This is a genomic window from Azospirillum sp. P4_B5, from assembly GCF_056402275.1.
This window is the reverse complement of the sequence record NZ_JBFUHT010000055.1, coordinates 42,048-51,472: the sequence shown is the minus strand read 5'-3', so window position 1 is coordinate 51,472 and position 9,425 is coordinate 42,048. Positions and strand designations below refer to the sequence as shown.

Genomic DNA, 9,425 nt, shown 5'->3' with positions numbered 1-9,425 from the left:
ATCCTACTGGAACGGCGCTGCTCTGACAATCAACATATTGATTCAACCTTATGTGGCTTTATCGCCTAGGCTGTTCCCGCGTATCGGGCAAGTGACTGATTTATATATAGAGCAATTTTATTACCTTTGCATTCCCGGTAGTGACGAACAATATAGCTCTCTGTACGGAACAGGAGGTGATGATTGATTTACTACGGGGCATCAAAAACTTGCTGGATAGATGTTCCGGACACCCGTCTAAGATTTTGTGGGCATGCACTCAGCATCATCATTTGGCGTATGCGATTAACTTGCGGCAAATTTCCTTAACACGCTGCAGTCCTTTAATCATAGCTCAGATTTTATTCTGTGAGATCGCAGTTCTTGCCATTGCAGCAGTGGAATTCTATCGCAATGGTAAGCTCTGTCATCTCAGCCACCCAGGAGCCTTCGGCGCCCCCATGTCGGATGTTGCCTTCCGGCGGCGTGACCGAAGGGAGGTGCTGGCAAGTCTAGGCGGTCCACGTTCCCCTGGAGAGGGCCAAGAATGAATCCAAACGCTTGTACTGGCCAAGCGCTCATGCGGTAGCCGCCGCCTGATTGACCTCAACTGTCCAGAATAGGAAGCTTAGGCCATGACCTTAAAGGCAATATCGCTCCTGCTCCTGTTCCTCGGCACGGTGCTGGCACTGCCGGCGCTCGCTGGAAACGGGTGGGCGATGGGGCTTAGCATGGTGATCTTGGCGGTTGGATATGTGCTGGCAGAACTCCACCGACGGCGGGCGCCCCAACCCGTCCGAGAGCGCTGACCCATCCAGGAATGGACCGACAGCGCACCCGGCGTCCAAGGAGCGTCCCAGGATCAGACGGCTTCGGCGTTGACGGCGTCCTTGAGGGCTTTGCCGGCGGAGAACTTCGGTGCCTTGGAAGCGGCGATCTTGATCTCCGCTCCGGTCTGCGGGTTGCGGCCCGTGCGCTCGCCGCGCTCGGCGATCTCGAACTGGCCGAAGCCCGGCAGCTTGACCGTCTCCCCCTTGACCAGCGCGTCCTGCAGGCTCTCCAGAACCGCGTCCAGCGCCTTGCCGGCGTCGGCCTTCGTGCCGCCCAGCTTGCCGGCGATCGCGTCGATGAGGTCGGCCTTCGTCATTTCTTGCCCCCTTAATATGCGAAAGAAGCCGGTGTGATCCCCTCCGGCTTTTCGAAAATGAGTTAACGCGACCGGCACCGTCCGCGCAACAGGGACCTATCACAGGGCCGCGTGGCTGCTTTCAGCCGGCTTGGGCTGTGGAGGCTTGGTCCGCCGCTACCGACCGAGCCTGATCTGCACCCACCCCGACTGACCGCAACCTTGACAACGCATGCGGTCTGGCAGGGTGGTCAGCGGATCGTCCGGCCCGGCAAGCCCGCGCCGGCACAACTCCACGACGTCGATCGCACGCTGCCGGTGACAAGCCCGGCAGTGGGCGACGACGGTGCATGCCGGTTCGCCAATGGCACCGAGGTGAAGGTGGTAATAAGGCGCAGGAGGCGCTCCGATGGTCCGGTAGCGGATGCTCTCGGCGCCATGCAGCGGACAGGCGCTTCCCACCATGGCCCGCATGACGGAACAGTTCGGGCCGTATCGGCACATGAGCGCGACGACGTCCAGCGGCCTGCTCCAGTCGCAGGATAGGCAGAAAAGGTCGACAGATGCCGTGATCCGCAACGTGTCGCGAATCCGCATGGTCGGAAACGGTATCAAACCCATCCTGCTCCTCCGCCCCGCGCTTGACGTGGGTTCGCAAGGCTACAATGGGAACGAATGCAGAACAAGCGATGCGCTGATTTCTCAAAGCAGCTCCCGCTGGGAGGCGCTTTGATCCTTACCGCTTGGGGGCCAGCCTCTCCTAATCCTTACCGCTCGGGGGGCAAAGGGCCAGCCAAGTCGACGCAATCCTTACCGCTTGGGGGCGAGGGGCTACGCGGCGCGCATTGACCTGTCAGGAATCGGGCTTCCGACGAGGCGCTTAAAGCGCCATCCTTACGTCTTGGGGGCATTGCTTTGTCATACGGCCCCCAAGACGTAAGGGTAGAGCCGTCGGGCCAAAGAAGCACGGCGGGCCATGGTCCCCCAGCTGGTAAGGATCTTGAGGCTGAGTCGCGGTCGGTAAGGCCTGTGTGTCGATCAGAGCCTCAGGATGATGTCGGAGCACCTCCCACATCCCGTCTCGACAAACGTCATTTTTGCTCTGTTCGGATTCAAAAGAGATTCGTAACCCTGAAACCCCACGGATTCCGGCGAGTCGCGCGCTTTGATCCTTACCGCTTGGGGGCACAACGCTTACTTGGCGGGGGCGGTTGCCACACCCCCCGGGGCGTAAGGGAATGCCCCCAAGACGTAAGGATGGCGAATTCTTGCTTCGGAAATCCTTTCCTTACTTGTTATCGACGTAAGGATTGACCTACCATTGCCCGACCGACAGGAAGGACGGGCATGCCGAAAGCGCGACGGACCAAGGACCTGCACACGCCGGAAGCCCCTCGGACGGAGTCCGGCGGTCCGTCCATGTTGATCGTCGAACCTGGTAGCCTTGACGGCAAAACGATCATCGATGCAATCCCCGAGCCTGGTCCCGGCTCCGCACATTTCGCTCTTGCTGTTTCGGGCGAAGCGTCTGTTCCGACCGAGGTGGGACTGACGGCGCGTGTCGCAAGCGCCACCTTCGAGCGCGATGGCTACAAGCATCTGATCAAGGCGGCGGAAGCCGTTTACAGCTATCCCGCAAACGGCGCGCGATTGTCGCTGCCGGCGCAGAAGATGCTGAACTTCATGATTCATCTAGCAGGAAGCCAGAATTTCGCGAACAGACTGTACCGACTGCCCAAACGGGTGGTCCGTGGCAACCACAAGGGCAATGAGCGGATCTTCGATGCGTTGAAGGAAATTTTCGACTCAAGCCTTGTTGTCATCGGTCCATTTCGTGGGCGCCGATCCCGTGCGGAGTTGCGGATACTGAGCAGCTACGTCCGTCCGGAAGAGGAGGACGACGCCGACGCCGCGGACATCCATTTTCAATTCACCGACGCCTTCTTGGAGATCCAGCGCACCTCGCAACTGTGGGCCAAGTTGTCTGGTCCGGCGATGGTCAAGGTGACCAGCACCTACGCGCTGAAGCTCTACGAAATCGGAATGCAGCGTTACCAGATGGACTACCCGTCGCTGGAGTTGGACATCGACACTCTGCGCAAACTTCTGAACGTACCGGACGGCGCCTACAAAGATTTTGGCATTCTGCGTACACGCACCATCGACCGCGCCATCGCGGAGGTCAACCATCTCGCTCCCTTCCGGGTCAGCATGCCCGAGGACAAGATCAAACGGCGCGGGCGAAAAATCGAAGCCGTGACGTTGGACTTTGCCGCCAAGGACGAGGAGGAGGTGGTGGAAACCTTCCTGGAGCGTGAGCGGCACAGCGCTGGTCGGCGCGCCCGCCGAAGTGGAACCGTCGAACGTCTGGCCATCCCGGCAACGATCGAGCCGGGGCCGCTCCCCGATGCGGACGATGTGAACGCCTTGTGGGCCGCTGCCCTGCACGCGCTGAAAGGAAAGGTGCCGGCGCCGCTGCTCAACGAGCTGGCGCCGTTGCGGGTTGAGGACGTCGCGCATGGCGTCCGCCGTCTGGTCCTCCAGACGCGCACTGCCGCGACGGCAGACGCGGCGGGTATGAATCACTGGCCGACCATCAAGTCTGCCCTGTCATCCTTGACGATGGGGCTGATTGCGGATGTGGCGTTCGAGGCAGCGGCACGCCGCGGCAAGTAAGGATGGGGGCTCTGTACGCCTCGGTTATGAGGCGGCGGGGGCAGGCGGAGAATAGAACGCCGCGCAGTAGCCACGGGGCATCTCGGGGAAGGTCCACGCCGCGTACGGTCGTTCCTCTTCTTCATCATATCCTGTTGTCCACACGCCATTGGTCGAGGTCAGCGGCGCCTGCGGCAGAAGGCTGTTCGCAAACCTTTCCCCGTTACGGCGGTGATCGGCCATGTTGTCCTGGTAGTCGCGCCACACCTGGCCGACCGCCCCTTCAACCGGCTCGGTGGGCACCGGATGCTGGCGCATCCATTGCTTTATGGCGTCGTCATGCCGGGGCTCTGGCGCCTTAACAAGGGGCTCGCCGGGTGCGAAGGCCATGCACTCGAACGCCAGACATGCGGCGTTGATTTTGGGGCAATGGAGCTTCTTAGCTTCACTTTCGGTTATGAGCATGCTGTTCTCCCTGGGCTCCTATACGCGCCCCTTGAGGGGTGCGTTGATTTCGGACCGATCGCGACCAAAGAACGCCGCCTCATTGGCCCGGCGTTGCTGCCGTGCCTCGTGCGCCGCCTGCGTCACAGGCTCAATATAGCAGCGGACAAAATCATCATCTGATGCGTCACGTAACGCCCCAGATGATAGCCGCTTGTGCTCGCAACCAGCTTCGAAGGGTTCAGACACGACCCATTCCTGGGCGCTGCTATCCCACCAGAGTCCGACGTTGTGGGCCTCAGCAATCTTCTTGGCCATGTTGGGTGTCATAGCGTCAGTCTCCCCAGCCTCCTATGCGCGCCCGGCGGCGCTGGTGTCGATGCCGGCGGCAACGCGACCGCACAGAGTGACCCAGCGGCGCGACAGGGCCTCAGCGGTGGCCGGCGCCGTGCCGTCGAGACTGCGGAGGGTGGCACGCACCTCGGTCTCCCCGGCCAGCCAAGCAGCCCGCAGAGCGGGACCCTCCAGGGCCTCCAGGTCGGTCAGCAGGGCGCGCAGCGCGTTGGCTTCCATGGGTCAGGTCCCTCCTATTCGCGCCCGCGCGGTGTGCCGGTATCAGGCAGGCGATGCAGAGGGATGCCAGCTTTCAGTGTGATATCGCCTTTCCGCGTTTGACACGTGGGGCACAGCGGGACCACGCACTCATGGCGCGAGTCATCATGTCCCACGAGTACAAGAAGTGCTCGGAAGGGAGTTTCCACCCGGCATGTTTCATCTGCGCAGGTTTCAATATTGCTCGCTTTGCTGTCTATGCGGCGAACAAATCGCCATGGCTCGACAGGGAGCTTATTGCCGATTGTCATCTTCGAGTTCCCCTTTGGCTCGTTAGCTGACCGGTTGCTCGACGGGGCCGGCGGCGGTCATGTGGATGTGCTTGATGGAGTGGGCGAAGCTGCCGCGCTCGCGGTGCAGGCGCCATTCGCAGCCCGTGGGGGCTCCCTCCGCAACGTCGGTCGCCACCAGCTCGGCAAGGTCCTTCTCGGCCGCAGGCTGGTCCGGATGCTCTCCGCACACCCGCCACGTATCGGGCAGGTATTCCGGCCCACGGAATGCGACGACGAAGGTGTCAGGCTCGGACGGCTTCAGCATGGCGCTCTCCTGGTCTATGCGCCGGCCGGCGCAGTGGCGGCTTCGGTCGCGATCGCCGCGTCCAGAGCCAGGGCAGCGATCCCGATCAGCTTCTCCCGGTAATCCGGGAAGGGATAGCCGGCGCAGTCGATCAGGCACTCCACAGCGCGCCCAAGTTCAAGATAGCGGCCAATCTCGGGATGATCCGGGTCGGGTTCCGGCCGAACCATGATCTGGCGTCGGCAATGCGCAATTTCGGCCAACAGGCCCATGATCTGGACCGTAACGGCCTCCGGTTTGTCGTCCGGGTAGTGCGTGGCTTCAATGTCGTAGGCGAGTTCCGCGGCGGTCATGGCGGGCTCAAAGTTCGGTGTTGCCTTGCCTTGTTTTGTATCGCATAAACGGAAGGCCCGCAACTGGTTTTGTATCGCAATAATGGCCCGTCCAAGAACGAAAACCGCTGGCACCCGTGACAAGTCGTTCCGCCTCGACGCCACTTTGGTCGAAGAGGTTGAGCAGCTTACCAAGAACTTCACCCAAGCGGTAGAAGATGGGCTGCGGCTGTGGATCGCACGGGAGAAACGACGCAAGACGAAAGCGGAAGATCATCCTCCGACAGAGTGAGCGTTCGTTCATGAGCCCGGCCCAGGCGTCATCCTCGTGCCTCCGGCTTCCAATGCTTCCGCCCCTCCTGACGGGCTTTGAAGTCCTCCAGCGATTCCCCGTCCTGGCGGATGCGTGGCCCGAACTCGCGCCAGAGTGTTGTGCGTGTCACGCCGGCATGCTCCTCGATCTGTTCCAGGGCGACGGCCAGGTCAAAGTACAGCGCGCGGATGGCGGTCTTCTTCCGGCCGATCAGCTTTGGCCGGCGGCCTCCGCCTTTGGCCTGGCGTCGGGCCGCTCGTAGGCCGGGCTCCCACTGTGCATGGTTCCACCTCGCTTCGGAGGCGCCGAAGGCGTCCAGCAGCGCCACGAGCTGCGGCGCGTCAGCCGGCGCCAGCGACACGCCACTGTCGATCACCACCAGTCCCACGCCGGCCCCGCCGATCTGCCGGAGCGTTGTCACCGCCTCGGCCCGGCAGCCGCCCAACACGTCGAGGCCGGGGAGCACTGCGGTGTCCCCGGCCCGGAGCGACCGGACGAACTCTGGGAGCCACTGGCGGAGCTTCCTGGCCGGGGTGAAATCGTCGGCGTAAATCCTGCCCGGCTCCACGCCGGCAGCCATCAGCGCTGCGCGCTGCTCGTCCAGGGACGGGCCGACCCTGCCGGCATAGGCGTAACCGATCAGCAGCCCGGCCATTTCAAAATCCCGTCTGTTCTGAAACCTTATTTCGCACGGAATTTTGCAATCGGCGCCCAGGCCGGGCTACTGGCGGAGTGTCGCGGGCCGGGTCCCAGCCTCACAGACGGACGGAAAAATACGGAACGGACGGCGGAAAACGAGGTCAGGTTAGAAGGAAGGAGAAGCTGCCCCAGCTCGTCACGATCGTACCCTCCCACTTTGTCTTGAGCGACAACCGCATCCCATAATTCGAGAGTGGCATTGGCAAGCTGATGATCCCGGCCTTACTCCCGAGGGTGTCAAGCAGACTGCCATGGTTCTTGATGAGGCCATCGGCAACATCCTTCACCAAGCGCCGGTTCTTCTCGTACTTTGTCAGGGCTTCGGCAATGCCCAGCCCGGTTTTGTTGAACTTGGCGCCGATCGCCGCCAGTTCGACCGCTTCGGGGATGGTGCGGATGTACTTCGCAAGCCCACCAATCCCCATGTCGAGTGAAAAATCAATCGACCAGTCCACCGGCTGACCGAAGGACTGCGGATCGGATGCGTTGAGCCCGACCAGGAAAGTCAGGCCACCCGATCCGCCGAGTCCCGCGCCCAGCGTTAGGGATTGCTGCTCAATCGTGCAGTATCGGGTGAGCCGGGGGGTGCGGAGCGCATCGCCGTAGCACAAGAGCGCGCCTTGTTGCTGTCCCGCACCCACGACGATCTCACCGCCAGTCTCGAAACCGACCCCGACCCAGAGCGTCCCGACGTCCATGGTCAACCTCCCTGCGCGCCTTGCGGAAAGGTAACATCAGCAAGCGCTTGTCAGAAACTGACCGAAGTAAGTAGCGGCTAAGAAGCAAATGCCGCGGCCTCCCAGTCGCCAAGCTCTGCATCTGAACGTTGTCGTCGACGCTGACCTGCCGCTGGTCGAAATCCTTCTTCTGTCGTGGCCACCGTGGCAATCAGCGCCGCCGTGAGTGTCGCCGGCAGGCCCACAGACGGACGAACACGCCGCGCGCGTTTGTTCGCGTCCTGTTCGCTTTCCAACCGCAAAATGCGATTGTGCTCACTCGGTCCCTGGCCGGGCTCCAACCGCGAAATGCGAATAGCCGTTATTTTCCCTGCGACCTTCGGGCGAAGGCGGTAAAGCCCCGCAGGAACGATCGCAGCTGCTCTTCCACCTTCGGGTCTGAAATTGTGCCGTCCTCACCGAAGATCGTGTGCGCCCGTGAGACCAGAAGGCGACCGTCGCTCCACAGTTCTGTACCGAGCGTGCGCAGAACTGGAAGCCAAGCGTTCTGGCTGAGGATGGTACCGAAGCCACCAGGCGAAGCTCCCATCAGCGCGACGGGCTTCCCGCCGAAGACCCGGGGGATGTCGGCCGGCGGTCGGGACAGCCAGTCGATCGCGTTCTTGAACACGCCGGGGATCGAGTTGTTGTACTCGGGCGTGATGAGCAGCAGCCCGTCGGCGGCCGCGATGGCGTCCTTCAGTTCCACCACCGGCTGCGGAATTCCTTCGGCGGCCTCGAGATCGCCGTCGTAAAGCGGTATGCCACGGATGCTGCCTATGGTCAGCGTCGTGCCATTCGGCATCGCAGCGGCGGCCGCCTTCAGCAAAGCGGTGTTGAGGGAACCTCGGCGGAGACTGCCCGATAATCCGATCAGTGTGGTCATCCGCGCCTCCATGGTCATGCGATCAACTGCTGTTGGCAATATGGCTGCCGCGGCGCGGCCGTCAAAGATGGGCGGCCGCGCAGTCCCGCGGGGGGATGGACGCCGAGGTGCAAACCTCCACCTTGTTCCCTGAGTCCGCTCGATCCTGCGAGGAGGTGCCGCATGTGGCCGGACATTCCCTATCAGCCTTGGGGGGACACCTGCACCGCCCTGCACCTCTACACGCAGATCGTGGACAAGTACCGCCTTGCGCGGACACCCTGGGTGAACCATTCCTGGCACGCCACGCTCTATGTGAATGGACGGGGGCTGACGACTGGCTTGGTCCCCGACGGGCCGGGCTGCGTCGAGATCGCCTTCGACCTGATCGACCACGCGGTGGTAGGGTGCGCCACCGACGGCCGGTCCGCCCGCTTCGCCTCCGGCGCGACGACGGTCGCCAGCTTTTACACCCGCTTCATGGAGTTGCTCACGTGGCTCGGGGCCAGGCCTCGGCTGAACGGCCGTCCCAACGAGGTGCCCGACCCGGTGCTGTTCGCCGAGGACCGGATTGAACGCCCCTACAATGCGGATGCAGTGCGGCGGTTCTTTGGCGCTCTGGTGGCCGTTGACGGCGTGCTGAGGCGGTTCCGCACGGGATATCTCGGGAAGGTCAGCCCGGTGCATCTCTTCTGGAGAAGCTTTGACTTGGCGGTTACGCGCTTCTCCGGGGCCGCGGCGCCCCTTCACCCCGGCGGGATCCCGGCCTTGCCGGATGACGCCACCCGCGAGGCTTACAGCCACGAGGTGTCCTCGGCGGGCTTCTGGCCGGGCGGCGGGATGGTCGAGTATCCCGCCTTCTACTCCTATGCCTATCCGGCGTCCGAGGGCTTCGCCGAGGCCAGGTTCGAGCCGGAGGACGCGCGTTTCGAGCGTGAACTCGGCGAGTTCCTGCTGCCTTACGATGCCGTGCGTCGGGCGGTTGACCCGGAGGCGACGTTGATGGCGTTTCTGGAGAGCACCTACCGTGCGGCGGCCGACCTCGGCGGCTGGGACCGCGGACGTCTTGAATGCGCGCTCGGAGAGCCACGTCAGCCACGCTCGCTGTGACGGTCCACCGATTCACGTGTCGCCGTGGGGCGAAAAGGGGCCACCCCGAAGCGCCGCG

The 9,425-nt window shown here is 62.7% G+C and carries 14 protein-coding genes; 5 read left to right on the top strand and 9 right to left on the bottom strand.

What is annotated here, in order from left to right; genetic code table 11:
- Positions 1–187, top strand: a 187-nt coding sequence (locus AC1DVI_RS28430; RefSeq protein ID WP_476960827.1) for a hypothetical protein, incomplete at its 5' end; no start/stop codon positions are given.
- A 654-nt stretch (positions 188–841) separates the two neighbouring features.
- On the opposite strand, the gene AC1DVI_RS28425 is transcribed toward AC1DVI_RS28430, so the two are convergent.
- Positions 842–1,204, bottom strand: a complete 363-nt coding sequence (locus AC1DVI_RS28425; RefSeq protein ID WP_456511629.1) for an HU family DNA-binding protein — start codon at positions 1,202–1,204, stop codon at positions 842–844.
- 364 nt (positions 1,205–1,568) lie between these two features.
- Here AC1DVI_RS28425 and AC1DVI_RS28420 point away from each other — a divergent pair, with 364 nt between their 5' ends.
- Together AC1DVI_RS28420 and AC1DVI_RS28415 are read left to right on the top strand one after the other, a co-directional pair.
- Positions 1,569–1,838: a hypothetical protein gene (locus tag AC1DVI_RS28420; protein WP_476960826.1), complete on the top strand. Its 270-nt coding sequence runs from the start codon at positions 1,569–1,571 to the stop codon at positions 1,836–1,838.
- Between the two features lie 686 nt (positions 1,839–2,524).
- Complete coding sequence (locus tag AC1DVI_RS28415; RefSeq protein WP_476960825.1) at positions 2,525–3,781, top strand: replication initiation protein; 1,257 nt, start codon at positions 2,525–2,527, stop codon at positions 3,779–3,781.
- 24 nt (positions 3,782–3,805) lie between these two features.
- On the opposite strand, the gene AC1DVI_RS28410 is transcribed toward AC1DVI_RS28415, so the two are convergent.
- From AC1DVI_RS28410 to AC1DVI_RS28390, 5 genes are all read right to left on the bottom strand, one after another.
- Entirely contained in the window at positions 3,806–4,225 is a 420-nt protein-coding gene (locus AC1DVI_RS28410; RefSeq protein WP_476960824.1) for a hypothetical protein, read from the bottom strand.
- An 18-nt stretch (positions 4,226–4,243) separates the two neighbouring features.
- On the bottom strand, positions 4,244–4,522 hold the full coding sequence (locus AC1DVI_RS28405; RefSeq protein ID WP_476960823.1) for a hypothetical protein: 279 nt from the start codon (positions 4,520–4,522) through the stop codon (positions 4,244–4,246).
- A gap of 33 nt (positions 4,523–4,555) precedes the next feature.
- Positions 4,556–4,777 carry a hypothetical protein gene (locus AC1DVI_RS28400; RefSeq protein WP_476960822.1) on the bottom strand — a complete coding sequence of 74 codons (222 nt, stop codon included), beginning with the start codon at positions 4,775–4,777 and terminating at the stop codon, positions 4,556–4,558.
- Positions 4,778–5,089: 312 nt separating this feature from the next.
- On the bottom strand, positions 5,090–5,353 hold the full coding sequence (locus AC1DVI_RS28395) for a hypothetical protein (protein ID WP_476960821.1): 264 nt from the start codon (positions 5,351–5,353) through the stop codon (positions 5,090–5,092).
- A gap of 14 nt (positions 5,354–5,367) precedes the next feature.
- Positions 5,368–5,685 (bottom strand): hypothetical protein, encoded by a 318-nt coding sequence (locus tag AC1DVI_RS28390; protein WP_476960820.1) that lies wholly within the window; start codon positions 5,683–5,685, stop codon positions 5,368–5,370.
- On the opposite strand from AC1DVI_RS28390, the gene AC1DVI_RS28385 reads away from it, so the two are divergent.
- The gene (locus AC1DVI_RS28385) at positions 5,684–5,956 is read left to right on the top strand and encodes a type II toxin-antitoxin system CcdA family antitoxin (RefSeq protein ID WP_476960819.1); all 273 of its coding nucleotides are present in this window, start codon (positions 5,684–5,686) and stop codon (positions 5,954–5,956) included. The two genes, AC1DVI_RS28390 and AC1DVI_RS28385, sit on opposite strands and share 2 nt — an antisense overlap.
- Before the next feature lie 28 nt (positions 5,957–5,984).
- On the opposite strand, the gene AC1DVI_RS28380 is transcribed toward AC1DVI_RS28385, so the two are convergent.
- The 3 genes from AC1DVI_RS28380 to AC1DVI_RS28370 all read right to left on the bottom strand — a co-directional run bounded on the left by AC1DVI_RS28380 (position 5,985) and on the right by AC1DVI_RS28370 (position 8,278).
- On the bottom strand, positions 5,985–6,632 hold the full coding sequence (locus tag AC1DVI_RS28380; RefSeq protein ID WP_476960818.1) for a recombinase family protein: 648 nt from the start codon (positions 6,630–6,632) through the stop codon (positions 5,985–5,987).
- A 145-nt stretch (positions 6,633–6,777) separates the two neighbouring features.
- Positions 6,778–7,374: a hypothetical protein gene (locus AC1DVI_RS28375; RefSeq protein ID WP_476960817.1), complete on the bottom strand. Its 597-nt coding sequence runs from the start codon at positions 7,372–7,374 to the stop codon at positions 6,778–6,780.
- Between the two features lie 340 nt (positions 7,375–7,714).
- Positions 7,715–8,278, bottom strand: a complete 564-nt coding sequence (locus AC1DVI_RS28370; protein WP_476960816.1) for an NADPH-dependent FMN reductase — start codon at positions 8,276–8,278, stop codon at positions 7,715–7,717.
- Between the two features lie 162 nt (positions 8,279–8,440).
- Between AC1DVI_RS28370 and AC1DVI_RS28365 the strand changes: the two genes are divergently transcribed.
- Positions 8,441–9,367, top strand: a complete 927-nt coding sequence (locus AC1DVI_RS28365; RefSeq protein ID WP_476960815.1) for a DUF5996 family protein — start codon at positions 8,441–8,443, stop codon at positions 9,365–9,367.
- The last annotated feature ends 58 nt before the right edge of the window (positions 9,368–9,425 follow it).